Source organism: Angustibacter speluncae, assembly GCF_054777815.1.
The window spans coordinates 1-23,981 of record NZ_BAAHAF010000121.1 but is presented as its reverse complement, the minus strand read 5'-3'; the positions used below and the strand labels follow the sequence as shown (position 1 = coordinate 23,981).

Here is a 23,981-nt window from a genome sequence, read left to right as displayed (position 1 = left end):
GGGCCGACGTGGCACTGTCTGCCGACGTCGGCCCCCGCGGGTGGGCAACCGGTGTCAGCGGCCGTACGCCTCGAGCGAGGGACGCAGCTGCTCCCACTCGGCCGACGCGGCCTGCACGAACGCGGCGCGCGTCTCCTCGCTGTAGGCGGGGTCGAGGAACTGCGTGACCGTCGCCCCGTCGAGCACGTAGAGCGACGCCACGGAGTAGAACAGCTCCTGCCCCTCCGTCCCGTCGGGGTTCACGACCACCTCGCGCTGGCCGACCCAGAACGACTCGTCGCCGAGCGCCAGCTGGTCACCGACGAAGGAGCTGCGGGTCGTCTGGGCGCCGTCGGGCCGGTCGCCGGACTCCTCAGCGTGGCAGCCGCGCATCTCCTCCCGGGCACGCGCGAAGACCTCGGCGGCCGTCGCGGCGCCTGCGAACACGGCCACCTTCCGGTTCGAGCCGCTCTCGGGTCCCGGCTTGATGACCAGACGTGTTGCGAGCGGCCCGACGAGGCCCCCGTCGTGCACGCACCCGAACAGCTGCACGTCCCGCTGGCTGGTGTCGACGGTCGACGGGAAGTCCACATCGCCCTGCCACTGCGCCTCGACCGGGAACCGGAAAGCCTCCACGAACGCCTGTGCCGTGGCCTGGTCGACCGTGGTCTCGCTGGACGCGGTCGGGGGCGGCGAGGAGGTCGTCGGCGCCGGGGAGGTGATCGAGCCCGTGCTCGGCGCGGACGAGGACGTGCTCGTCGAGGGCGGCGCCGTCCCCGGGTCGTCTCCCCCACAACCGGACAGCACGGCAGCGAGCAGCAGTCCGGCGGTCGCTGCCGCGACCCGCCTCATGACGGCATCACCGGCGCGAGCTGCGGGCGCAGTCGCTCCCACTCGGCCGTCGCGTTCTCGACGAACTCGGCCCGGCCTGCATCGGTCCACGTCGGATCCTCCAGATAGCTGATGGTGGTGCCGTCGAGCACGAGCAAAGCGGCACCGGCGAAGAACTGCTCCTGCCCGACCTCGGCCTGGTCCGCGGCCGACGTCACGAGGATCTTCTGCCCCACCCAGAACGACTCGTCGCCGAGCTCGAGCTGCCCGCCCACGTACTGCGTCTCCGTGACGCGCTGGCCGTCGTCGTACACGTACGGCTGGTTGTGGCAAGCCCGCATCGTCGCGCGCAGCGTTGAGAACGTCTCGGCCGCCACCGCGGTGCTCGCGTAGACGCCCAGCTGACGAATGATCGAGGTGTCCGGACCCGGCGCGACCACCAGGCGCGTGGCGAGCGCGCCGGGAACGGCCTGCTCTCCCACGCACCCGAAGGCCTGCATGCGCGTGTCCACGGTCTGGATCAGCGGTGGGAAGTCGGTCGACGCGTTGTAGGAGTCCTCGTCCTCGAACCGGAACGACTCGACGAAGGCGGCTGCCTGCTCCTGCGTCACGGTCGGCGGCGGGGGCGCCTCGGTCTCGGTCTGCGTCGGCGGTGTCGTAGGTGAGGGGTCCGTGGTCGGCGGCGGGGTGACCTCCTCGGTCACCGACGGCGTCGGGTCCTGGGCGGGCGGCGCCGACAGCAGCTGCGGCCCGAGGCTGGTGCCGAGCGCGACGGCGACGGCCGCGGTGGCGACGACCGCGACGGCGGCGGCGCCGCGGCGACGGGCCCGGTGCCGCTCGGCCGAGCGGCGCACGGTCGAGGCGGGCCGCAGCGGGCGGGTGGTCGTGGTGGTGGCGGCGGCCGACAGCCGGTCCCGCAGGGTGTCGTCGAGGTCCATCGGTCTCACCGTCCGTTCTGGGTCTGGTGGATGGTCTGGGTGGGGGCGGGGGCGCCGAGCAGGTCGGCGAGGCGCTGCCGGCCGCGGCTCAGCTGCGACTTCACCGCCGACACGCTCTGGCCGGTCTCGTGCGAGACGGCGGCGACGTCGAGGTCGCACAGGTGGTGCAGCACGATCGCTGTGCGCTGGGCGTCGGGTAGCTGCTGCAGCGCGTCGACCAGGGCGACCCGGTCGCTGGACGCGTCGTCGTGCCCGTCGAGCTCGTCCGGCACCGCCCGCCGGCCCCACGCCGTCATCGCGTTGCGGGTGCGCCGCCACCGGCTCACCGCCAGGCGGCGGGCCACCGTGCGCACCCACGCCTCCGGCGAGTCGGCCTGCGACACCTGCCCCCACCGCAACCACGCGCGCTCGAACGCCTCCTGCACGCAGTCCTCCGCCTCGGCGCGGCTGCCGGTCAGCAGGTAGAGCTGGCCGGTGAGCCTGTGCGCGCACGAGGTGTAGAACGCGTCGAAGTCTGCTTCGCGCACCACGCCTCCCCCGTCGTCGGCCCCTCCGTCAGGGGCCCGTCACCACCATGACGTCCGGGACGGCCGGCCGGTCGCAGGCACGGGGAGGGTTTCTCAGGTGAGGTCGGCCGCCCGCAGCGCGAGGTACCGCTCGCGCGACTGCGCCACCCGCACGTCGCCCGAGGGCTCGGAGGTGTCGTCGGCGCCGACCTCCCAGCGGGGCAGCTCGCCGGTGAGCGCCCACGCCGCCTGCCGCGCCGCGCCGAGCGCGACGTACTCACCCGCCGCGGGCACGGTGACGGGGACGCCGAACAGGTCGGCCGACAGCGCCCGGACGGCGGTCGACGCCGACGCGCCGCCGATGAGCAGCACCCGCTCGACTCCAACCCCGAGCTCGCGCAGGGCGTCGACGCCCGCCACCAGGTTGAGGAGCATCCCCTCGACCGCGGCGCGCGCCAGGTTCTCGGGTGTCGCGTTCGCGCGGGTCAGGCCGGTGAGCGTGCCGGTGGCGTCGGGCAGGTCGGGGGTCCGCTCGCCGTCGAGGTACGGCAGCAGGGTGAGGCCACCCGCGCCCGGTTCGGCGTCGAGCGCCAACCGGTCGAGGCCGGCGAGGTCGGTCGACAGCATCGACGCCGCCGCGGTGAGCACCCGGGCGGCGTTGAGGGTGCAGGCCAGCGGCAGGTGCCCGCCCTCGGCGTCGGCGAACCCGGCGACGATGCCGGTGGGGTCGCCGACCGCGCGGTCGTGCCGCGCGAACACCGCGCCGCTGGTGCCGAGCGAGACCGCGACGTCGCCCGGACGCAGGCCGAGCCCGAGCGCCGCGGCCATGTTGTCGCCGGTGCCCGCGCCGACGAGCACCCCGTCGGACGTGCGGCCCGCGGCCTCGGCGGGACCCAGCACCCGCGGCAGGTCGAGGTCGCGACCGAACGCGAGCTCGAGCACGTCGCGCCGGTACTCCCCCGTGGCCGCCGACCAGTAGCCGGTGCCCGAGGCGTCACCGCGGTCCGTCGTCCAGCCCTCGAAACCGCCGCGCTCGGCGAGGATCCGCCCGGTGAGCCAGTCGTGCGGCAGCACCACGCGCGCCACCCGCTCCGCGTGCTCGGGCTCGTGCCGGGCGAGCCAGCGCAGCTTGGTCACGGTGAAGCTGGCGACGGGCACGAGGTCGACGGCGTCGGCCCACGCCTGCCGGCCGCCCAGCTCGTCGACGAGCTCGGCGGCGGCGCCGGCCGAGCGCGTGTCGTTCCACAGCAGCGCGTCGCGCACGACCCGGTCGTCGTCGTCGAGCGCGACCATGCCGTGCTGCTGCCCACCGACCGCCAGCGCCTGGACGCCCTCGAGCAGCCCGTCGGCGCTCGCCTGCTCCCAGGCCGACCACCACGCGGCCGGGTCGACGCTGGTGCCGTCGGGGTGGGGGGCGCGCCCGGTGCGCACCACCTCGCCGGTGTCGGCCCGGCACACGACCACCTTGGTCGACTGGGTCGAGGAGTCGACCCCGGCCACGAGCGGCGCGTCAGCCACGGGCGATCTCCTCCACGGTGCGACGAGCACCCTTGTCGTGCAACGACTGCAGCGCCTCGAGGTAGGCCGACGTGAAGCGCTCGTCGTCGACCAGGTCGCCGAACAGGTCGCGGTCGCGCACGAACGCCAGCGGGTCCTCGTCCCGCGCCGCGGCCGCCGCCATCACCCGGTCCCGGATCCTGTCGACCACCTCGATCGGGCGGCCCTGCTCGTCGGTGCCCTCGGCGTACCGCGCCCACGACGCGACCACGAGCCCCGACCGGCGGATCTCGCCGCCGGTGCGCAGGTTCTCGGCGATCACCGGCACGAGCCACTTGGGGATGCGGTCCGAGCTCTCGGCCGCCAGCCGGGCCAGGGTGTCGCGCACCTCGGGGTTCGCGAACCGCTCGACCAGCTGGTGGCGGTAGGCGTCGAGGTCGACCCCGGGCACCTCGGGCAGCGTCGGCGAGCCCTCGTGCTCCATGTAGCCGAGGACGAACGCCACGAAGTCGGGGTCGGCGCAGACCTCGTGGGCGTAGGTGTAGCCGGCGAGGTGGCCGAGGTAGGCGATCGCCTGGTGCGAGGCGTTCAGCAACCGCAGCTTCATCAGCTCGTACGGAGTGACGTCGTCGACGACCTGCACGCCGGCGTCCTCGAGCGGCGGGCGTCCCGACCCGAAGGAGTCCTCGACGACCCACTGCGTGAACGGCTCGCACACCACCGGCCAGCCGTCGTCGACACCGAGGTCGGCCGCCAGCCGCTCGACGTCCTCCGGCGCCGTGACCGGGGTGATCCGGTCGACCATGCAGTTCGGGAAGGCGACCTCGGCCGCCATCCAGTCGGCGAGCTCGGCGTCCTTCAGCCGCGCGAACGCGGTGAGCATCCGCTTCGTCACGTCGCCGTTGTGCGGGATGTTGTCGCACGAGAGCACCGTGAACGGGGGCGTGCCCTCGGCCCGGCGCCGGGCGAGACCGGCGACGAGGTACCCGAAGGCGGTCGAGGGGACGGCGCCGGGCTGCAGGTCGGCCCGGATCGACGGGTCGTCGGCGTCGAACTCGCCGGTCACCTGGTTCACCAGGTAGCCGCCCTCGGTGATGGTCAGGCTCGCGATGCGCACCGCCGGGTCGGCCAGCCGGTCGAGCACGGCCTGCGGGTCGTCCGGGGCCAGCAGCACCTCGGCGACCGACCCGATCACGCGTGCCTCGCGGCGACCGTCGGGGTGCTTCACCACCAGCGTGTAGAGGCCGTCCTGGCCGGCGAGGGTCTCGATGACCCGGCGGTCGTGCGGCAGCACCCCCACGCCGCAGATGGCCCAGTCGAGCGCCTCGCCGCGGTTCATCAGCGCGTCGAGGTACATCGCCTGGTGGGCGCGGTGGAACCCGCCCACGCCGAGGTGGACGACGCCGACGGACGTGGTGGAGCGGTCGTAGGACGGGACAGCCACCTCCTCGTGCAGCGACGCCAGCGAGGACTGCGACAGATGTTGCGCCACAACGGCTCCCATCGGGGACGACGGTGCGGACGCCGACAGCGCGCCCGCTCGGTGCTCACGGTACCGGGCCGGTCAGTGCAGGGTGTACCCACCGTCGGCCACGACCACGGAGCCGGTCAGGAAGCTCGACGCGCCCGACGCGAGGAACACCACCGTCGGAGCGATCTCCTCGGGCAGCGCGTACCGCTGCATCGGCGCGTCCTCGATCCACCGCGCCCGGAACCGCGGCTCGTCGACCGGCGCCATCTCGGTCTTCACGTACCCCGGTGCGACGGCGTTGACGCGGATGCCGAGCGGCGCCCACTCGGCCGCGAGCGACCTCGTCAGCTGGTGCACCGCCGCCTTGGAGGCGTTGTACGCGGGTTGCCACTGCGGCCGGTTCACGATCTGGGCCGAGATCGACCCGATGTTCACGATCGTGCCGCCGCCGTGGTCGGCCATGTGCCGCGCGGCGGCGGTGCTGGCCTGCCACAGCCCGTGGACGTTCACCTCGAAGACGTCGCGCCACTCCTCGTCCGGCACCTCGAGCGCCGGCCGGTGGTAGCAGATGCCCGCGTTGTTCACGAGGACGTCGAGACCGCCGAGGCGCTCGACGGTCGTCGCGACCGCGGTCCGCACCGAGGTGGGATCGGCGACGTCGAGGCCGGTGCCCACCACGGTCCGGCCGGTCTCGTCGGCCAGCCGTGCCGCCGCCGCGACGCACGCGGCCTCGTCGCGCGCCGCGACGACGACGTCGGCCCCCGCCTCGGCCAGCCCTCGCGCGAACGCGAGCCCGAGGCCCTTGTAGCCGCCGGTCACGAGCGCCCGCCGACCGGCGAGCGAGAACGTGTCGAGGACGCTCATCCGCGCGACACCACCACGACCGACTTCATGCTGGACGGGTCGTCGTCGGCGTTCAGCGCCGCCTCGGTGTCCTCGAGGTCGAACTCGGCCGTCACCAGCCCGTCGAGGTCGGTACCCGCCTCGGCCGCCGCGATCGCGACCGGCCAGGTGTCGACGTACCGGAAGACGCCGGTGAGGACGAGCTCGCGGAACGCCACGAGCTGCACCGGGATCGACACCTCCTCGTCGCCGAGGCCGACGAGCACCGCCGTGCCGCTCTCGCGCAGCGCCCGCAGGCCGCTCAGCAGCGCCGGCGTGGCGCCGGTGCACTCGATGAACGCGTCGGCACCGAGCGAGTCGAGGTCGGCGGCGGTGTCGCGTGGGTCGAGCGAGCGGGTCGCCCCGAACGCCAGGACCCGCTCGCGCCGGCTCTGGACCAGGTCGGTGACGACGACCTCGGTGGCCCCGTTGGCCCTCGCGGCCAGGGCCGCCAGCGACCCGATCGGGCCGGCCCCGGTCACGAGCACCCGCGAGCCCGGCCCGACCTTCGCCTTGGTGCAGGCCCACAGCGCCACCGAGAACGGCTCGAGCAGGGCGGCGGCGTGGTCGGACACCGTGTCCGGCACCGGGTGCGCCATGTCGGCCGGCGCCACGACGTAGTCGCAGAACGCGCCGTCGACCGGTGGGGTCGCGTAGAACTCCAGGTGCGGGCACATGTTGTAGCGCCCGGCCTTGCACGCGCGGCACCGCCGGCACGGACGCTGCGGCTCGATGGCCACCCGCTCCCCCACCCGCGCCTCCGGCACGTCGCGCCCGACGCCCACGACCACCCCGGACACCTCGTGCCCGAGGACGAGGGGCGCGTCGACGACGTACGACCCGATGCGTCCCTCCTTGTAGTAGTGCACGTCGGAGCCGCAGACCCCGACCGACCGGACCCGGACCAGGACGTCGTCCAGGCCCGGCTCAGGGACGGGCCGCTCCTGCAGCTCGATCGAACGGCGTGCCGTCAGCACGCTCGCGCGCATCGTCTCGGTCACTTCACGGCGCCCATCGACAGGCCCTGCACGAGCTTGTCCTGCGCGGCGAAACCGGCTGCCAGCACGGGGATCGAGATCGCCGTGGCCGCGGCGCAGACCTGGGCGAGGAACAGGCCCTGGCTGGTGGCGAAGCCCGTGAGGAAGACCGGTGCGGTGCCGGCCACCGTCGAGGTGAGCGTGCGCGCGAGGAGCAGCTCGTTCCAGCTGAAGATGAAGCAGATCAGGGCGGTGGCGGCGATGCCCGGCATCGCCACCGGCGCGATCACCCGCAGCAGGATCGTCGGCAGGTTCGCGCCGTCGATCTGGGCCGCCTCGAGCATCTCGGTCGGCACCTCGGCGAGGAAGCTGCGCATCATCCAGACCGCGATCGGCAGGTTCATCGAGGTGTACAGCAGGGTGAGCAGGTTGATGTTGTCGAGCAGACCGGCGTTGCGGGCGAACAGGTACAGCGGCAGCAGGCCGGCGACGATCGGCAGGAACTTGGTCGAGAGGAAGAAGAAGAGGACGTCGGTCCACTTCTGGATCGGCTTGATCGACAGCGCGTACGCCGCGGGGACGGCGAGCACGATCACGATCAACGTGGACGCGACCGACGCCGTCAGCGAGTTCAGCAGCGGTGGCAGCGGGCTGCGACCGCCGTCGAGGCCGAGGAAGGACCGGTAGCCGTCGAGGGTGAGCGGGGCGAACACAGCGGGCGGGTTGCTCGCCGCGGCGGTCTCCGAGTGCAACGAGGTGAGCACCATGAACAGCACGGGGATGACGAAGACGATGCCCACGGCCCAGGCGAGGAGCCCCCAGATCGGGTGGCTCTTGCCCTCCGGCCGCGACTTCTTGCGCGCCGACTTGAACGACGTGGCGGCGACGGCGGGGTTGGTGGAGGTCGAGACGGTGCTCATCGGGCGTTCTCCTCGTCGAAGAGGCTGGACACCGTGCGCAGCGCGAAGGTCGCGACGATGATCGTGCCGATCACGACGACGACGCCCTGGGCCGAGGCGAGGCCGTAGTTCTGCTGCTGGAAGAAGGTGGCGTAGATCGTGTACGGCAGGTTCGCCGTGCCGAGCGCGCCGGCGGTCATGATGAAGACGGAGTCGAAGGCCTGCACCACGTAGATCGCACCGAGCAGGCCGCCGAGCTCGAGGTAGCGGCGCAGGTGCGGGAACGTGATGTAGCGGAAGATCTGCCAGGCGCCGGCGCCGTCCATGCGCGCCGCCTCGACGACGTCACCCGGCTTGGACTGCAGTCCGGCCAGCAGGATCAGCATCATGAACGGCGTCCACTGCCAGATCAGCGACAGCTCGATGGACAGCAGCGGGAAGTCCTGCAGCCACGCCACCTGCGGCGGCGAGTCGGACCCGAACAGGCCCCACACCCAGGTGAGGACGCCGTTCAGCAGGCCGTAGGACGGGTTGAGGATGCCGTGCTTCCAGAGCAGCGCGGCCGCGACCGGCACCACGAGGAACGGCGCGATCATCATGGTGCGCACGACGCCGCGGCCGAGGAACTTGCGGTCGAGCAGCAGGGCGATGAGCATGCCGAGCACCAGGCTCACCAGCACCACCACGGCGGTGAGCACGATCGTCGTGACGACGGCACTGCGGATGCTCGGGTTGGTGAACACCTGCACGTAGTTGTCGAAGCCGGTGAAGCCGCGCTCGTCGGGGCGCAGGGCGCGCCAGTCCATGAACGACACCACGATGGTGACGAGGAACGGCAGCTGCGTCGCCGCGATCGTGAACAGCAGCGCCGGCAGCAGCGGCAGCCGGCGCCGCCGCGCCTCGCCCTTGCTCTGGGCCACCTGGTCGGGTCGCAGGTCGGTGGTGGGTCGCCTGCGCGAGGCCTTGGCGGCCGGGGCAGGTGGTGCGGAGGCCGTGCTCATGGGTTCCTTCTTCCGGAGGGGGCGTCGTTGCTTCCCGGAGGGTGGGTCCCGCCCCCGCCGGAGGGGACGGCGGGGACGGGACCCTTGCGCAGCAGCGTCTCTCGCGAGCGCTACTTGTTGGCGTCGCCGGCCGCCTGGGCCAGCTCCTGCCCTCGGTCGAGGGCCTCCTGCACCGTCTCCTGACCGGCGATGGCGGCACTCACCCCCTGCGACACCTCGGTCGCCATGCCGGCGAACTCCGGGATCGCGACGAACTGGATGCCGGGGGCCGGGCGCTTCTGCACGCCCGGGTTGTTCGGGTCGGCGGCGTTGATGCTGTCGACCGTCTGCTGGTAGAACGACTCGGCCGAGGCCTGGTAGTCGGGGTTCTCGTACGTCGACTGGCGCTTGCCGGCCGGCACGTTCGCCCATCCGATCTCGTTGCCCACCAGCTCCTCGTACTCCTTGGACGAGGCCCAGGAGATGAACTCCCACGCGGCCTCCTTGTTGTCCGAGGACTCCTGGATCGCCCACGCCCAGCTGTAGAGCCAGCCGGAGGAGTCGGTCTCCTTCACCGGGGCCGGGGCGTACCCGATCTTGCCCTTGACCGGCGAGTCGTCGGCCTCGAGCGAGCCGGCCGCCGAGGTGGCGTCGTACCACATGGCCGTGCCGCCCTGCTGGAAGGAGTTGAGGCACTCGGTGAAGCCGGCGTTCGCGGCGCCGGGCTCACCGTGCTGGGTCACCAGGTCGACGTAGAACTGGGTCGCCTCGACGAACTCGGGTGCGTTCACCTGCGCGTCGAAGTTCTCGTCGAACCAGGTGCCGCCGAAGGTGTTCACCACCGTGGTGAGCGGGGCGAACACCTGGCCCCAGCCCGAGAGGCCACGCAGGCAGATGCCCTTCATGTTCGGCTCGGCGCCGTCGAGCTGGGCGGCCAGGGCAGCCACCTCGTCCCAGGTCGGCTGCTCCGGCATGGTCAGGCCCTTGGCCTCGAACACGTCCTTGCGGTACATGAGGAACGAGCTCTCGCCGTAGAACGGCTGCGCGTACAGCGAGCCGTCCTCGCCGCGCAGGCCGTCGGCGATCGGCGCCAGGATGTCGTCCTGGTCGAAGTCCTCGTCGGCCTCGACGTACTCGTCCAGGTTGGCGATCCAGCCGTTGGCCGAGAAGAACGGCACCTCGTAGTTCGAGATGGTCGCGATGTCGTACTGGCCGGACTGGGCTGCGAAGTCGGTCTGGATGCTGTCGCGGACGTCGTTCTCGGGCAGCACGGTGAGGTTGACCGAGATGCCGGACTCCTCCTCGAACTGGCCGACGAGGGTCTCCAGGTCCTCCATCTGCGGGTTGTTGACCATGATGACGTCGATGCTGTCGCCACCGCCTTCGTCGCCGCCGCCGCCACCACCGCCGCCACCGGCACCGGCGCAGCCGGCCAGGACGACGGACAGGCCGGCGGCTGCGGTCAGGACGGCGGAGCGCCTGATCGTGCGTCGGGGTGCTGCCATTGCGGTTCCTCTTCTCTCGTCCCCCCGGCGCCGTCGCCGGGAGAGGGGGTGGTTCAGGTGCGTCGGTGGGTCGCGAGGGGCCGCCGCTCGGCGGACCCCCGCTCGAGCAGCTGCAGGTCGACCTCGATGTGCCGGGGAGGACCCTGGTCGCCGCCGATGCGGTCGAAGAGCAGCTCGGCGCCGCGGGCGCCGATGGCCTCGACGTCCTGCTCGAGCACGGTGATGCCGGGCTCGAACGCGTCGAGCCCGGCCAGGTCGTCGATGGCCGCGAAGGCGAGGTGGCGCAGGCCGAGGGCCCGCAGCGAGGTCAGCGTGCCCATCGTGGCGCGGGCGACCCCGGACAGGACGGCGGTGACCTCCGGGTGGGCGTGCAGCGCGTCCGCCGCGCGGGAGACGGTCTCGTCCGGGACGTAGCCGAGCCACTCGACGCGGGGCGTTCCCCCGGCCGCCGTCACCGCCTCGCGGTAGCCCTCGGCGCGCAGCTGGACGGTGGAGGCCGCCGGCCCCGAGCCCACGAACAGGATCTCGCGGTGGCCGTTCGCGACCAGGTGCTCGGTGAGCAGGCGCCCGGCGTGCACGTTGTCGATGCCCACCGAGTCGCTGACGGGGCTGGGACCCGCGGCGTCGACCTGCACGACCGGCAGGTCGTGCGCGACCTTGTCGAGGTACCCGAGCGGCGCACCTGCGGTACCGGTGGCCACCACCAGCCCCGAGACCGAGCGGGACAGCAGCGGCGCCACCGCCTCGTCCTCGCTGCGGCCGGCGCCGGCGCACGAGATGACCACGCCGTAGCCGCGCTCGTGGGCGGCCTGCTCGACGACGGCCACGATGCGACCGAAGAACGGGATGGTGAAGTCCTCGAGCGCCAGGCCGATCGCCTCGTCGCGGCCGCGGCGCAGCGACCGCGCCTGCCGGTTCACCGAGTAGCCGAGGTCGGCGGCGGTCGCGCGGACCCGGCCGGCCACCTCGTCGCGCACCCCGGCCCCGCCGTGCAGCACGCGGGAGACGGTGGAGGCGCTGACGCCCGCTGCCCGGGCGACGTCGACGAGCGTGACCCGCGACCCGCTGCTGCGCTGCATCCGACCCTCCCGACGTCGTCGTCCGGTGCTGGTGCCGCCTACCGTGGCCCCGCGCTGCAAACGTTGTCAAGGGTCTCGCTGCAATCGTTGTCAGATTCCCGGTGGGCGAGACGACCGCCGTGCCGGGCGGAGGGTCAGCCGCGCCGGCCGCGGCGGGCGCGCAGGTAGTCGCTGACGACGTACCGGCCGAGGTCGGCCGTCGACGGGGTCAGCACCCGGCCGCCGCTGCGCCGCGCGACGGCGTCGACGAACCGCCGCAGGCCCTGGTCCTCGCCGAGCATGAACAGGTTGAGCACCGCGCCGTACCGGGTGAGCGCGTCGACCTCGCGCACCGTGGCCGCGACCGTCTCCTGCAGCGGCGGCCAGCTGAACGTCGCCTCGCCGTCGCTCTCCAGGTGCGCCGTCGGCTCGCCGTCGGTGACGACGAGCACGACGGGGTCGCCCGCGCTGTGCCGGCGCAGGTGCCGCCCGGCGAGCGCGAGGGCGTGCGCCAGGTTGGTGCCCTGCTGGTAGTCGGGCTCGACCGCGGCGAGCTCGCCCTGCGTCAGCGGCATCGCGTAGCGACCGAACCCGATGATCTGCAACGCGTCCTGCGGGAACCGGGTCGCGACCAGGTGCGCCAGCGCCAGCGCGGTCTGCTTCATCGGGCCCCAGCGGCCCTCGGCCACCATCGAGTACGACAGGTCGACGAGCAGTGCCACCGACGCCCCGGCACGCCGTTCGGTCTCGACGACCTCGAAGTCCTCGACGTCGAGCGCGACGGCGCCGTCCTCGCGAGACGCGCTGCGTCGCAGGGCGTTCTGCACCGTCCGCACCACGTCGAGCGGCTGGGTGTCGCCGAACTCCCAGGCCCGGCTCGCCCCGGTCGCCTCCCCCGCGGCACCCGCCGACCGCAGGTCGTGCTGACCCCGCCGCCCGCTCTCGAGGTCGGCGAAGACGTGCCGCAGGGCGGTGGCGCCGAGCCTGCGCAACGCCTTGGGGCTCAACGTCATCCCGTCCGGCCCGGACGTGACCCACCCCTGCCGCCGCAGCTCGCGCTCGAGCTCGGCCAGGCGGCGCACGTCGTCGGCCGCGGCGCGGCCGAGGTTGCGCTCGACCGCCTCGACGTCGACGTCGTCGAGCGTCGCGCCCGGGTGCTCCTGCCCGAGCTGCTCGACCAGGTCGTCGAGGTCCGCGAGCTCGGCCAGCGCCCCGGTGGCGTCGCCGTACCCGAGCGGCTCCTCCCCCGACGTCTGCCGCGCGCGGTCCCACGACAGCTCGGGACGCAGCGCACGCAGGTTCTCCGAGAGCGAGGCCATCTGATCGGCCAGGCCGCTGTCGGCCAGCGCCTGCGACATCAGCTGCGCGAGCTCCTCGCGCTGCGACGGCGACAGCGACCGCATCAGGCTCTCCGCGGCCGCGGCCTGGCGGGCGAGCTGGTCGACGAGCTCGTCGGTGCTCTGCGGGTCGTCCGGGAAGAACTCGCCGTGCCGGTCCATGAACCGGCGGAACGCGTCGGTGGTGTCCTGGCCGGAGGCGTGCTGCGCGAGCAGGTCGTTGAGGTCGCCGAGCATCTCGCGCACCCGGGCGGCCGCCTCGGGGTCGCGCGCGGGGTCGGCGCCCTGCAGCGCCTGCTTCATGCCGGCGAAGCGCTGCTCGAGCACGTCGCCGCGCAGCTCGTCGAGGATCTTCTGGTAGTCGGCCCGCGCCTGCTCGCTGGTCCAGTCGTAGTCGGCGAGCTCGCGCACCGCGGCCGCCGTCGAGCGCGGCAGGGCGTCGAGGCGGGCGCGGTCGAACTGCGCGTCCGGGGAGTCGCTGCCGTCGAGCGCGTCCCGTTCCGCGGCGAGGGCCTGGTCGAGCAGGGCACGGGCGCGCGTGACCGTCCCGTCGAGGCGTCCCCGGCGCTGCACGTCGCGGCGCAGCCGGCGGGCGCGCGCCTCGAGGTCGTCGAGCCCGCGGGCGCCGTCCCACCCGGGACGCAGCAGCTCGCGCAGCGCCGCGCGCAGGCTGCCCCCGGCCAGCACCTCCTCGCCGACGGCGTCGACGGCCGCGCGCACGTCGAACGGCGGCGCGAGCGGGTCGGGCCCGCCCGACCAGGCGCCGTACCGGTACCGACGGTGGCTGCTCATCCGCCGTAGACCGTCCGGCCGTCGTCCGCCGGCACCTTGCCGAGCCGCCGCGTCAGGTGCAGGCCCTCGAGGACGAGCTCGACCGCGGCCGCGGCCTGCCCGGGCGAGGGGGCGTCGCCGGCACCGAGCCGGTCGAGCACCTTGGCCAGGCCGTCGACCTGGCCGACCTGCGCCAGCACCTCGGCGGAGGTCACCGACTCCCCCGTCTCGACGGTGCCGCCCTCGGCGACGAGCGCGGTGAACCCGCTCAGGTCGAGACCCCCGAGACGCGCGCGGAAGGTCTCGGCGACCGCGGTGCGCAGCAGGTGGGCCAGGACCTCGGTCTCGCGGCCCTCGTGGCCCGACTCGAACTCGACCTTGCCGCGCAGCGTCCCGACGACCGACTCGGTGTCGCCGACGCGGGCGACCGGTGCGTCCTCGCCGCGCAGGGCGCCGCGACGCAGGGCGGACGCGGCGACGGTCTCGGCGCCGGCGACGGCGAACCGGGCGGACACGCCCGACCGGGCGTCGACCGCGGGCGACTCGCGCACGTTCCGCGTGAAGCGGGCGACGACCTCGAGGACGTGGGCGGGCACCTCCGCGACCAGGTCCGCCTCCTGGGCCAGCAGGTCGACCTCGTCGGACAGGTCCAGCGGGTAGTGCGTGCGGATCTCGGCGCCGAAGCGGTCCTTGAGCGGGGTGATGATGCGGCCGCGGTTGGTGTAGTCCTCGGGGTTGGCGCTGGCGACGAGCAGCACGTCGAGCGGCAGCCGCAGCTGGTACCCGCGCACCTGGATGTCGCGCTCCTCGAGCACGTTGAGCAGGCCGACCTGGATGCGCTCGGCGAGGTCGGGCAGCTCGTTCACCGCGACCACGCCGCGGTGGGCGCGCGGCACCAGGCCGTAGTGGATCGTGTCGGGGTCGCCGAGGGTGCGGCCCTGCGCCACCTTCACGGGGTCGACGTCGCCGATCAGGTCGCCGATGCTCGTGTCCGGCGTGGCGAGCTTCTCGGCGTACCGCTCGGAGCGGTGCCGCCAGGCGACCGGCAGGTCGTCTCCCAGCTCGGCGACCCGGCGGCGGGTGGCCGGTACCACCGGGTCGTAGGGGTGCTCGCCGAGCTCGGACCCCTCGACCACCGGCGTCCACTCGTCGAGCAGCAGCAGCAGGGTGCGGATCAGCCGGGTCTTGCCCTGGCCGCGCTCGCCGAGCAGCACGACGTCGTGGCCGGCGAGGACGGCGCGCTCGAGCTCGGGCAGGACGGTCTCGTCGAAGCCGACGATGCCGGGGAAGCGCTCACCGGGCGTGGAGGTGGAGCGCATCAGCGCGAGCAGGTTCTCGCGCATCTCCTGCTTCACGGTGCGGTGCTCGTGGCCGGACGCGCGCAGCGCGCCCAGCGTGGTGGGGAGGGAGTCCGGTGCGGTCGGGACGACGCTCATCTGCCGACCGTACGTCCGCCCTCCGCGGTCCGGCACCCCCGGGGCCTGTCCTCCCCAGGGGTGCCGTCCGCTTCACGTCGCGTCCCGGCCCCTCACCAGGTGACGCGGACGATCGTGCCGGGACCCTCGGGTCCCTGCTCCCCCAACGGCGCGAGCGTACCGACCCAGAGCCCGCGCGGGGCGATCTCGACCGAGAGCGGGCTGTCGATCTCGACCGCGGTGGTGACGTTCCCCTTGCGGTCGACCGCGGCGATCCGGCCACCGAACAGCTCGGCGACGTACACGGTGCCGTCGTCGGCGACCGCCAGGTTCGTGGCGCCGACGAAGCCGGCGGCGACCTGGCGCAGCTCACCGGTGCGCGGGTTGAGCTTCCACACCGCGCCGCGGGCGCCGAGGGCCGGCGACTCCGGGCCACCCGGGAGGGTGCTGATGTACAGCCAGCCGTTCGGACCGCGCTCGACGTCGGTGGGCACCGCCTCGAAGGCGTAGGTGACGCCGGCGAAGCACTCCGGGTCGAGCCCGAGCGCAGCGGCGCTCTCGGCCGTGAAGGTGTACGGCTGGGCCGGCAGGACGGCCAGCGCCGAGGCCTTGCCGCGGCGGTTCACCGACAGGATCGTGTTGCCGCCGGCGTCGGCCACCCACCAGCCGCCCTCGGGCTTGGCCTCGACCGCGTAGGGGTGCGAGTCCTCGATGCCCGTGTACGAGACCGGCGCCTCGAGCCCCTCGAGCCCCTCGACGACGCAGGGCGCGGGGTCGTCGACGCCGTAGGCGACGTCGGCGTCGGGGTTGCCGCCGAACTCGACGACGCCGAGGTTCACCGCGCCGGCGTTCCCCCTGCGGTCGAGCGTCTCCAGCGTCGAGGCCTGGGCGGAGTAGGTCGTGGTCGTGTACGCGATGGTCTTCTTGTCGGCCGAGACGGCCAGGCCGGCGACGTCCTCGACGCCCTCCGGCGAGGCCACGGGTTCGAGCCCACCATCGGTCAGCCGCGACACCGTGGTGGTGAAGCCGTCGGCGACGAGCAGCTGGCGGCCCTGCAGCGCGAGCCCGAACGGGGCCAGCACGTCCTGGTTGACCACCTCCACCCGCGGTGGGCGCGCGGCCTGGCTGGGGACGGCTGTGGCGGCGACGAGGGCGGCGGACGCGAGGACGACGACGACGGGACGGTGCTGCACGGGATCTCCCTGCCTGGGCGCGGGTGGACGGCCGTGGTGGCCAGGTGGCGTACCGGCGGGGCCGGTCGCGGACAGGGCGCTGTCTGCTCGACGCCCGAGGCGCGGCACACTCTGCTCCTGCGCCACTGTGGTGTCCAGCACCTTCGGGTGTACGGCCGAAGACATTGCCCGACAGGGCGGTTCAGGCTCGGAGCGTCCTGGCGATTCGTCGCGAGCAGGGACGAACCGGACTCAGTCGGAGTCGTCGCCGCCTGCCCGGCGGTATGGGAACGAGGTCGCGGCAGGAGCGGCCAGCTCGGCCGCGTAGCGGCGCACGAGGTCGAGGTTGCGGTCGGCGAGGTGGTCGAACCCCTGGGCGACCGACGAGCCCGGCGTCAGGCTCGCCAGCGCCTCGGCCGGGTCGAGCCGCGCGCTGATCCAGCACTCGTGGCTCGCCGCGCGCGCGACGGTGTGCGACGTCGGCGTCACGACGTGCGAGTTGCCGAAGTAGTGCGTGCCGGCCGGGTCGGTACCGGTGGCGTTCGCCGCCACGACGTAGATGTGGTTGTCGTACGCCCTTGCGCGAGAGGTCATCTCGGCGATGTCGGCCGACCGCAGCAGCGCGGACGGTCGTACGACCACCTCGGCGCCGAGCACGGCCTGGATGCGCCACAGCTCGGGGAAGTCGCCGTCGAAGCAGATCGCCATGCCGATGCGGCCGAGGTCGGTGTCGACGACGCAGACCTCGTCACCCGGCGTGACCCACCCTCCGCGGGAGACGATCTCGGTGCAGAACGGGTGCGTCTTGCGGTACACCCCGGCGACCTCCCCGTCGGGTGCGATCAGCACCGAGCTGTTGAACACCACCCCGCGCTCGGGGCCGCGCTCGTAGGTGCCCCACACCACGTACGCCCCGGTCGACCTCGCGGCCTCCTGCAGCGGCTCGGTCAGGGCGCCCGGGACGACGTCGACGAGGTCCCACAGCTCGTCCGGGCCGCACCCCGGCGAGAAGCCTGTCGAGGCCGACTCCGGCAGCACCACGAGCTCGGCGCCCGTGGCCTCGACGCACCGGGCGACCCACTCGGCCGCCTTGGCGCAGTTCGCCGAGATCGACTGCGACGTCAGCGGTGCGGGCGACGGCGCCAGCTGGATCGCGGCGGCCGTGAACGCCCTCACGACCGCGACCTGCGGCCGAGCGCCCAACCGAGCGCGACGCCCGCCAGCACCCACGCGGCGGTGGCGCCGATCGCGGCCGGGACGAGCCAGGCGGGCACGGTGTCGGCTGCCGGCGACGCCGCCCGCGCCACCGCGGGCACCGGCGACGCGACCGCGGGCTCCCCCTGCGTCGCCGCTTCCGCCGGCTGCTGCACCGGCACGCCCTCGGCGATCACCCGGTCGACGGCGCCGAAGAACTGGCCCGCCATCCGCTTCGAGACGCCGCTCAGCATGCGCTGCCCCACGCCGCCGACCATGCCGCCGACGACGGCGTCGGCGTCGTACTCGACCCGGGTGCCGCCGTCGTGGGCGGCGAGGCGGACGCCGACCGTGGCGTCGACGCTGCCGGGGGCGCCGGAGCCGCTGGCGCGCAACGTGAACGAGGTCGGCGGCTGCTGGTCGGCGAGCACCACGCGTCCCTCGTAGGTGCCCTTGATCGACGCCACCCCGGCCGTGACCGTCATCGCGTAGGTGTCGTCGGAGACCTGCTGCAGGCCCTCGCACCCCGGGATCGTGGCGGCGAGCACGGCGGGGTCGTTGAGCGCCTCGAACACCCGCTCCGGCGGTGCGAGCAGGTCGGCGGTGCCGCTGATCCTCATGAGTCCTCCCGGGTGGCGTGCAGGCGACGGAGCTCGAACAGCTCGCTCGGTGAGATGGGCATGCTGCGCACCGGGAAGCCCTCGGCGTCCTCGATCGCGGCTGCGAACACCGCGGCCGACGGGATCACCCCCGCCTCGCCCGCACCCTTGATGCCCAGCGGGTTCAGCGGCGAGGGCGTCTCCTGGTGGTCGATCTCGATCCGCGCCGGCACCTCGGTGGCGTAGGGCATCAGGAAGTCCATGTACGAGGCGTTCAGCACCTGCCCGTGCTCGTCGTAGACGATGCGCTCGTACAGTGCGCCGCCGACGCCCTGCGCGACGCCGCCGTGCACCTGCCCCTCGACGATGCGGGGGTTCACCAGCGTGCCGCAGTCGTGCACGACGCAGTAGCGCAGGATGCGGATCTCGGCGGTCAGCGGGTCGGTCTCGACGACGACGGCGTGGGCGCCCGAGGCGAAGGTGCTCTGGTTGGGCGAGTAGTAGCCGGTGGCCTCCAGCCCTGGCTCCTCCCCCTCGGGCACCGGGGGCTTGCTGTGGTCGCCGACCGAGAACTGGGTCGCGGCCTGCGACGCCTGGTCGAAGGCGTACCGCAACGGGTTCGACAGCACGGCGATCGTCGCGAGCGACAGCTCGGTGCCCGCCCCGCCCGGGGCCGTGCCCCGCACCCGCGCGACGCCGTCGACCAGCTCGAGGTCGGCGGGGTCGACCTCGAGCGCGTCGGCCGCGATGCGCAGCGCCTTGTCGCGCACCTTGCCGGCGGCGACGTGCATCGCGGACCCGCTCATGACGGCGGCGCGCGAGGCGAACGTGCCCACGGCGTAGCGGAACCGGCGGGTGTCGCCGGTGACGACCTCGACGTCCTCGACGGGTACGCCCAGCTGGTCGGCGACGATCTGCGCGAACGAGGTCTGGTGCCCCTGCCCCTGGGTGGTGAGCCCGGTGGCGACCTTGACCTTGCCGGAGGTCTCGACGACCACGTGCGCGCCCTCGTACGGCCCGGGTCCGGTGCCCTCGACGTAGAGCGCCAGCCCGATGCCGACGCGGCGCCCCTCGGCGCGCGCCTGCTCGCGCACGGCCTCGAAGTCGTCCCAGCCCACGAGCGCGCGGATCTTGTCGAGCATCGCCGGGTAGTCGCCGGAGTCGTAGACCAGCGGCTTGCCGTCCTGGAACAGCAGCTGGTGGTCGTAGGGCATCTCGTCCGGGGTGATCAGGTTGACCGCGCGGACGTCGGCGCGGTCGCGGCCCAGCCGCGCCGCGATGGCGTCCATCGTGCGCTCCATCGCGTACACCCCCTGCGGCCGGCCGGCACCGCGGTACGGGGTCACGATGACGGTGTTGGTGTACATCGAGTAGGCGTGGCAGCGGTACGCGCCCGGCTTGTACGGCCCGAGCACCTGGGTCGAGGTGATGATCGGGACGATGATCCCGTACGGGGTGTAGGCGCCGTTGTCGTGCCAGAACTCGAGGTCGAACGCCAGCAGCCGCCCCTCGTCGTCGAAACCCGCTGTCACGCGCTGCTGCTGGGCGCGCTCGTGCGCGCTCGAGACGAAGTGCTCGCGCCGGTCCTCGGTCCACTTCACCGACCTCGCCACGCCGGCGCGGGCGAGGCGCCGCGCCGCCCACGGCACCAGCACCTCCTCCGGCCACGGGTGCACGATCTTCACGCCGAACCCGCCGCCGACGTCGGGCGCGATGCACTCGACCTTGTTCGCCGCCATCTCGAGCTTGGCGGCCACGGCCATCCGCACCGACGTGGCGGCCTGGGTCGAGGAGTGCACCCGGATCGAGTCCTCGTCGGTGTCCCAGGTGGCCAGCACGCCCTTGCCCTCCATCGGCATGCAGGCCGACCGCTCGACGTCGAGCTCGAGGGTGAGGGTGTGGGGTGCTGCGGCCATGGCGGCGTCGAGGTCGCCGACCTCCTGCACCAGGTGCGCGGCGACGTTGTCGGGCACGTCGTCGTGCACCGCGTGCTCGGCCGCCCGCGCGGCGTCGAGACCGACCACGGGCGTGAGGAAGTCGTACTCGACGACGATGCGCTGGCACGCGTCCTCGGCGAGGTAGCGATCGCGCGCCACGACCATGACGACCGGCTCGCCGACGTGGTTCACCTCGTCGCGGGCCAGCGGGTAGCCGGTGCGGGGGGCGGTGAGGGCCGGGTGCGGGATCAGCAGCGGCAGCGGCTGGGCGACGGCGGGCACGGCGTCGGGGTCGTCGGGGTCGGCGCCGTCGAGCAGGTCGTCGTAGGTGTAGACCGCCACGACGCCCTCGACGTCGAGGGCGCCGCTGACGTCGACGTCGACGACCCGCGCGTGCGCGTGCGGGCTGCGCACGAAGGCCGCGACCAGCGCGTCGTGGCCGAGGTCGTCGAGGTACCGGCCCTCGCCGCGCAGCAGCCGGGGGTCCTCGCGGCGGGCGATGGGCGCTCCCACCATCCGGGTCGTCACGGCGTCCCGTCCCCGCGACGCAGCTCGGCCGCGCGCAGCACCGCGGCGCGGATGTTCTGGTACCCGGTGCAGCGGCAGAGGTTGCCCGCGATGGCCTCGGTGGCCTCGTCCTCGGTGGGGTCGGGGTTCTCCTCGAGGAACGCGGCGATCGTCGTGACGAAACCCGGTGTGCAGAATCCGCACTGCAGGCCGTGGCAGTCGACGAACGCCTGCTGCACGGGGTGCAGCCCGCCGTCCGCCGGCGACAGCCCCTCGACCGTGGTCACCTCGTGGTCCTGCGCCGAGGCGGCCAGCACCAGGCACGAGCGCACCGGGCGGCCGTCGAGCAGCACCGTGCACGCGCCGCAGACGCCGTGCTCGCAGCCGACGTGGGTGCCGGTGAGCCGCAGGTGGTGGCGCAGGGCGTCCGAGAGCAGGGTGCGGGCCGGCAGCGTGACCGAGCGGGCCACGCCGTTCACCCGCAGCACGACCTCGACGTCGAGGCCCTCGTCGGTCGTCACGCCGCCACCTCCGTGCGCACGCGGCCGGCCGCCTCGGCCAGCGCACGCGCGGTCAGCACGCGCACCAGCTGCGTGCGGTACGCCGCCGTGGCGTGGATGTCGGGCTCGACGTCGACCAGGTCAGCCGCCAGGTCGCCGCACGCCGTCCAGTCGGCCTGCGCGGCAGGCGACCCCGCGACCGGACCGTCGAGGTCGACGACCGTGCCGAGCTCGCCCGCGGAGACGAACGCGGTGCGGGCGCCCGCCACCGTCCCGTCGTCGAGCCGCACCGCGGCGACGACCCCGACGACCGCGTAGTCGCCGTGCCGGCGGGCCAGCTCGACCACCGCCGTGCCCTCGCCGTCGCGGGCCGCGGGCACGGTGAACGACAGCGCCAGCTCGTCGTGGGCGAGCGAGGTCTCGAGCGGCCCGACGAACAGGTCGGACGCCGGGACGACGCGCTCGCCCCGCACCGACACCGCGCGGACGCTGCCGCCGAGCAGCGCCAGCACCGCCGGCATCTCGGCCGAGGGGTCGGCGTGCACCACGGACCCGAGCGTCGTCCCGCGGTTGCGGATGGTCGGGTGGGCGACGTGCGCGAGCGCCTGCCCGAGCAGGGGCTGCGCACGCCGGGCACCGACGTGGGTGAGCAGGTCGGCGTGCCGCACGAGCGCGCCGACCGTCACCGTGCCGTTCCCGACCTCGACCGCGTCGAGCCCGGGCAGGGCGTCGAGGTCGACCAGGTGGGCCGGCGCGGCCAGCCGCATCGACAGCAGGGGCACCAGGCTCTGCCCGCCGGCCAGCACCTTCGCGCCGTCGAGCTCGGCGAGCAGCCGCACGGCCTCGGGCACGTCGCGCGGCCGGTGGTAGCGCAGCGGCGACGGCTTCATGCCCCCATCCTGCCCCGGCGCCCCCGCCGGGCGGGGCCCCCTACGGTTCGTCCTTGCGCAGCGGCTCGCGCACGCCGTCCCTCGGCGCCCGCAGACCGTCGGTCGGCGACTGCTCGTACATGCCGGGCTCCCCCACCACGATGCTGGGCGAGTCGGCGGCGTCGCGCAGGTGCTTCGGGGCGACCGCCTTGGCCACGTGGTACATCACGACCGTCACGATCGTGCCGAGGGCGATGCCCGCGAGCGAGAACTCGTCGCTGAACGCGAGCGAGGTGTCGCCGATCGCGATGATGATGCCCGCGGCGACGGGTACCAGGTTGACGGGGTTGGCGAAGTCGACCCCGTTCTCCTTCCAGATCTTCGCGCCGAGCAGGCCGATCATGCCGTACAGCACGACGGTGATGCCGCCGAGGACGCCGCCGGGGGTCGCCGAGATGATCGCGCCGAACAGCGGCGAGAACCCGAACAGGATCGCCACCACGGCGGCGACGTAGTACGCGGCGGTCGAGTAGACGCGGGTGGCGGCCATGACGCCGATGTTCTCGGCGTACGTGGTGGTCGGGGAGCCACCGACCGACGTCGCGAGCACGGTGCCGATGCCGTCGGCCGCGATCGCCCTGCCCATGACGGGGTCGAGGTCGTCGCCGGTCATCTCGGCGACGGCCTTGACGTGACCGGCGTTCTCGGCGATCAGCGCGACGACGGCCGGGATCACCAGGAGCACGAAGGCGAGGTCGAAGCTCGGCAGGTGCCAGCCGACGACGCCCGCGGCGGTGTCGGTGGCGGGCGGGAACCCGAAGACCGGTGCCTCCTTGACACCCTCCCAGTTCACCCGCCAGTGGGTGTCGACCTCGCCGATGCCCGCGTTGTACGAGGTGATCTGGCCGAACACGCGGTCGAAGACCCACGACAGCACGTAGCCGATGACCAGACCGAGGAAGATCGAGATGCGGCCGAGGAACCCGCGCAGGCCGACGCTCATCAGGATGACCGACACCATCACGATGAGGGCGATCCACTGGTCCTGCGGCCAGTAGATGTTCGCCACCACCGGCGCGAGGTTGAACCCGATGAGCATGACCACGGCGCCGGTGACGACGGGCGGCAGCACCTTGTAGATCAGGTGCGCACCGGCGACGTGGATGAACACGCCGACCAGGGCGAGGATCACGCCGGCCACGAGGATGGCGCCGGTGACCTCCTGGGGCGTGCCGCCCTGGGCGTAGATCGCCGCGACGCCGCCGACGAACGAGGCCGACGTGCCGAGGTAGCTCGGCACCCGCCCCTGCACGATCAGCAGGAAGCAGATCGTCGCGATGCCGCTCATCAGGATCGCGAGCTGGGGGTTGAGCCCCATGATGAGCGGGAACACGAACGTGGCACCGAACATCGCCACGACGTGCTGCGCGCCGAGGCCGATCGTGCGACCCCAGCCGAGGCGCTCGTGCGGCGCCACCACCTCACCGGGGCCGAGCGACCCGGGGACCTTCTTCCAGCTCAGACCGAGTGCCATCGCACGTCCTTCGAACGGACCCGCGGGACGCGGGTCGCTGGCGGCAGGATGGCCGAACGCTAGCCAGGTCCGTGGGAGGCACCACCGGCGATCCTTGCCAGCCGGAGCACCGCGCCGCTGGCAGCGCGTGCCGAGGTCAGGGAGCGATCCGGCGCAGACCGGGACGCAGCCCCCGCATCGCGACCACCTTGAGCGCCAGGGCCAGGTCGAGCCGCAGCGTGGGCTCGGTGGTGAACGGCCCGACGACCCGCTCGAGCTTGCCGATGCGGTAGCGCAGCGTGTTGTAGTGGAAGTGCAGGCGCCGCGAGGTCTCGGCCACGTTGACGTTGGTCTCGAGCAGCACCTCGAGGGTGCGGCGCAGGTCGGCGGCCTGCTCGCCGTCCCCGGCCAGCTCGCCCAGCGTCTCGCTCGCGAAGGCGACGAGCTCGGCGTCGTCGGGCACCAGGCTGAGCAGCCGGTAGACGCCGAGGTCGTCGAAGTGCGTGCACGCCCCCGGTCCGTGCACCTGCCGTCCGACCCGGACGGCGGTGCGCGCCTGCTCGTACGCCGCGGCCAGCCCGCCGACGCCGGCGCAGACCCGGCTCACCCCCACGCCGAACGGACGGCGCCCACCACCGCCCTCG

The 23,981-nt window shown here is 73.5% G+C and carries 21 protein-coding genes; all 21 read right to left on the bottom strand.

Annotated elements, in window-relative coordinates; genetic code table 11:
• Positions 1-54: 54 nt before the first annotated feature.
• The gene (locus tag ACYVKY_RS14745) at positions 55-831 is read right to left on the bottom strand and encodes a hypothetical protein (protein ID WP_460435745.1); all 777 of its coding nucleotides are present in this window, start codon (positions 829-831) and stop codon (positions 55-57) included.
• On the bottom strand, positions 828-1,748 hold the full coding sequence (locus tag ACYVKY_RS14740; RefSeq protein ID WP_460435744.1) for a hypothetical protein: 921 nt from the start codon (positions 1,746-1,748) through the stop codon (positions 828-830). Before ACYVKY_RS14740 ends, ACYVKY_RS14745 begins: the two co-directional genes overlap by 4 nt.
• A gap of 5 nt (positions 1,749-1,753) precedes the next feature.
• Positions 1,754-2,278, bottom strand: a complete 525-nt coding sequence (locus ACYVKY_RS14735; RefSeq protein ID WP_460435743.1) for a SigE family RNA polymerase sigma factor — start codon at positions 2,276-2,278, stop codon at positions 1,754-1,756.
• Between the two features lie 90 nt (positions 2,279-2,368).
• Positions 2,369-3,772 (bottom strand): xylulokinase, encoded by a 1,404-nt coding sequence (xylB, locus tag ACYVKY_RS14730; RefSeq protein ID WP_460435742.1) that lies wholly within the window; start codon positions 3,770-3,772, stop codon positions 2,369-2,371.
• Positions 3,765-5,255 (bottom strand): mannitol dehydrogenase family protein, encoded by a 1,491-nt coding sequence (locus tag ACYVKY_RS14725; protein ID WP_460435741.1) that lies wholly within the window; start codon positions 5,253-5,255, stop codon positions 3,765-3,767. Before ACYVKY_RS14725 ends, xylB begins: the two co-directional genes overlap by 8 nt.
• A 60-nt stretch (positions 5,256-5,315) precedes the next feature.
• Entirely contained in the window at positions 5,316-6,086 is a 771-nt protein-coding gene (locus tag ACYVKY_RS14720; protein WP_460435740.1) for an SDR family NAD(P)-dependent oxidoreductase, read from the bottom strand.
• Positions 6,083-7,093 (bottom strand): NAD(P)-dependent alcohol dehydrogenase, encoded by a 1,011-nt coding sequence (locus ACYVKY_RS14715; RefSeq protein ID WP_460435776.1) that lies wholly within the window; start codon positions 7,091-7,093, stop codon positions 6,083-6,085. The genes ACYVKY_RS14720 and ACYVKY_RS14715 overlap by 4 nt, the downstream gene beginning before the upstream one ends.
• 8 nt (positions 7,094-7,101) lie before the next feature.
• Complete coding sequence (locus ACYVKY_RS14710; protein WP_460435739.1) at positions 7,102-8,001, bottom strand: carbohydrate ABC transporter permease; 900 nt, start codon at positions 7,999-8,001, stop codon at positions 7,102-7,104.
• Positions 7,998-8,981, bottom strand: coding sequence for a carbohydrate ABC transporter permease (locus tag ACYVKY_RS14705; protein WP_460435738.1), 984 nt, complete (start codon positions 8,979-8,981; stop codon positions 7,998-8,000). Before ACYVKY_RS14705 ends, ACYVKY_RS14710 begins: the two co-directional genes overlap by 4 nt.
• A 110-nt stretch (positions 8,982-9,091) precedes the next feature.
• The gene (locus tag ACYVKY_RS14700; RefSeq protein WP_460435737.1) at positions 9,092-10,465 is read right to left on the bottom strand and encodes an ABC transporter substrate-binding protein; all 1,374 of its coding nucleotides are present in this window, start codon (positions 10,463-10,465) and stop codon (positions 9,092-9,094) included.
• 53 nt (positions 10,466-10,518) lie between these two features.
• Positions 10,519-11,544 (bottom strand): LacI family DNA-binding transcriptional regulator, encoded by a 1,026-nt coding sequence (locus ACYVKY_RS14695; RefSeq protein WP_460435736.1) that lies wholly within the window; start codon positions 11,542-11,544, stop codon positions 10,519-10,521.
• A gap of 134 nt (positions 11,545-11,678) precedes the next feature.
• On the bottom strand, positions 11,679-13,652 hold the full coding sequence (locus ACYVKY_RS14690; RefSeq protein ID WP_460435735.1) for a vWA domain-containing protein: 1,974 nt from the start codon (positions 13,650-13,652) through the stop codon (positions 11,679-11,681).
• A complete protein-coding gene (locus ACYVKY_RS14685) occupies positions 13,649-15,067 on the bottom strand; it encodes an ATP-binding protein (protein WP_460435734.1) in 1,419 nt (472 codons plus the stop codon). The genes ACYVKY_RS14690 and ACYVKY_RS14685 overlap by 4 nt, the downstream gene beginning before the upstream one ends.
• A gap of 92 nt (positions 15,068-15,159) precedes the next feature.
• Positions 15,160-16,239 (bottom strand): ScyD/ScyE family protein, encoded by a 1,080-nt coding sequence (locus ACYVKY_RS14680; protein ID WP_460435733.1) that lies wholly within the window; start codon positions 16,237-16,239, stop codon positions 15,160-15,162.
• Positions 16,240-16,470: 231 nt separating this feature from the next.
• Positions 16,471-17,394, bottom strand: coding sequence for a carbon-nitrogen hydrolase family protein (locus ACYVKY_RS14675; RefSeq protein WP_460435732.1), 924 nt, complete (start codon positions 17,392-17,394; stop codon positions 16,471-16,473).
• The gene (locus ACYVKY_RS14670) at positions 17,391-18,032 is read right to left on the bottom strand and encodes an SRPBCC family protein (RefSeq protein WP_460435731.1); all 642 of its coding nucleotides are present in this window, start codon (positions 18,030-18,032) and stop codon (positions 17,391-17,393) included. The genes ACYVKY_RS14675 and ACYVKY_RS14670 overlap by 4 nt, the downstream gene beginning before the upstream one ends.
• The gene (cutA, locus tag ACYVKY_RS14665) at positions 18,029-20,464 is read right to left on the bottom strand and encodes an aerobic carbon-monoxide dehydrogenase large subunit (RefSeq protein ID WP_460435775.1); all 2,436 of its coding nucleotides are present in this window, start codon (positions 20,462-20,464) and stop codon (positions 18,029-18,031) included. The genes ACYVKY_RS14670 and cutA overlap by 4 nt, the downstream gene beginning before the upstream one ends.
• Positions 20,465-20,472: 8 nt before the next feature.
• Positions 20,473-20,943: a (2Fe-2S)-binding protein gene (locus ACYVKY_RS14660; protein WP_460435774.1), complete on the bottom strand. Its 471-nt coding sequence runs from the start codon at positions 20,941-20,943 to the stop codon at positions 20,473-20,475.
• A gap of 29 nt (positions 20,944-20,972) precedes the next feature.
• A complete protein-coding gene (locus ACYVKY_RS14655) occupies positions 20,973-21,845 on the bottom strand; it encodes an FAD binding domain-containing protein (protein ID WP_460435730.1) in 873 nt (290 codons plus the stop codon).
• A 40-nt stretch (positions 21,846-21,885) separates the two neighbouring features.
• Positions 21,886-23,358 carry a uracil-xanthine permease family protein gene (locus tag ACYVKY_RS14650; protein WP_460435729.1) on the bottom strand — a complete coding sequence of 491 codons (1,473 nt, stop codon included), beginning with the start codon at positions 23,356-23,358 and terminating at the stop codon, positions 21,886-21,888.
• 136 nt (positions 23,359-23,494) lie between these two features.
• On the bottom strand, positions 23,495-23,981 hold a 487-nt coding region (locus tag ACYVKY_RS14645; RefSeq protein ID WP_460435728.1), incomplete at its 5' end, for a PucR family transcriptional regulator.

Bases quoted from the DNA above. Each gene is read 5' to 3' on its own strand.
- ACYVKY_RS14745 (WP_460435745.1), bottom strand. From the start codon at position 831: ATGAGGCGGGTCGCGGCAGCGACCGCCGGACTGCTGCTCGCTGCCGTG.
- ACYVKY_RS14740 (WP_460435744.1), bottom strand. From the start codon at position 1,748: ATGGACCTCGACGACACCCTGCGGGACCGGCTGTCGGCCGCCGCCACC.
- ACYVKY_RS14725 (WP_460435741.1), bottom strand. From the start codon at position 5,255: ATGGGAGCCGTTGTGGCGCAACATCTGTCGCAGTCCTCGCTGGCGTCG.
- ACYVKY_RS14720 (WP_460435740.1), bottom strand. From the start codon at position 6,086: ATGAGCGTCCTCGACACGTTCTCGCTCGCCGGTCGGCGGGCGCTCGTG.
- ACYVKY_RS14715 (WP_460435776.1), bottom strand. From the start codon at position 7,093: ATGCGCGCGAGCGTGCTGACGGCACGCCGTTCGATCGAGCTGCAGGAG.
- ACYVKY_RS14710 (WP_460435739.1), bottom strand. From the start codon at position 8,001: ATGAGCACCGTCTCGACCTCCACCAACCCCGCCGTCGCCGCCACGTCG.
- ACYVKY_RS14705 (WP_460435738.1), bottom strand. From the start codon at position 8,981: ATGAGCACGGCCTCCGCACCACCTGCCCCGGCCGCCAAGGCCTCGCGC.
- ACYVKY_RS14700 (WP_460435737.1), bottom strand. From the start codon at position 10,465: ATGGCAGCACCCCGACGCACGATCAGGCGCTCCGCCGTCCTGACCGCA.
- ACYVKY_RS14695 (WP_460435736.1), bottom strand. From the start codon at position 11,544: ATGCAGCGCAGCAGCGGGTCGCGGGTCACGCTCGTCGACGTCGCCCGG.
- ACYVKY_RS14690 (WP_460435735.1), bottom strand. From the start codon at position 13,652: ATGAGCAGCCACCGTCGGTACCGGTACGGCGCCTGGTCGGGCGGGCCC.
- ACYVKY_RS14685 (WP_460435734.1), bottom strand. From the start codon at position 15,067: ATGAGCGTCGTCCCGACCGCACCGGACTCCCTCCCCACCACGCTGGGC.
- ACYVKY_RS14670 (WP_460435731.1), bottom strand. From the start codon at position 18,032: ATGAGGATCAGCGGCACCGCCGACCTGCTCGCACCGCCGGAGCGGGTG.
- cutA (WP_460435775.1), bottom strand. From the start codon at position 20,464: ATGGTGGGAGCGCCCATCGCCCGCCGCGAGGACCCCCGGCTGCTGCGC.
- ACYVKY_RS14655 (WP_460435730.1), bottom strand. From the start codon at position 21,845: ATGAAGCCGTCGCCGCTGCGCTACCACCGGCCGCGCGACGTGCCCGAG.
- ACYVKY_RS14650 (WP_460435729.1), bottom strand. From the start codon at position 23,358: ATGGCACTCGGTCTGAGCTGGAAGAAGGTCCCCGGGTCGCTCGGCCCC.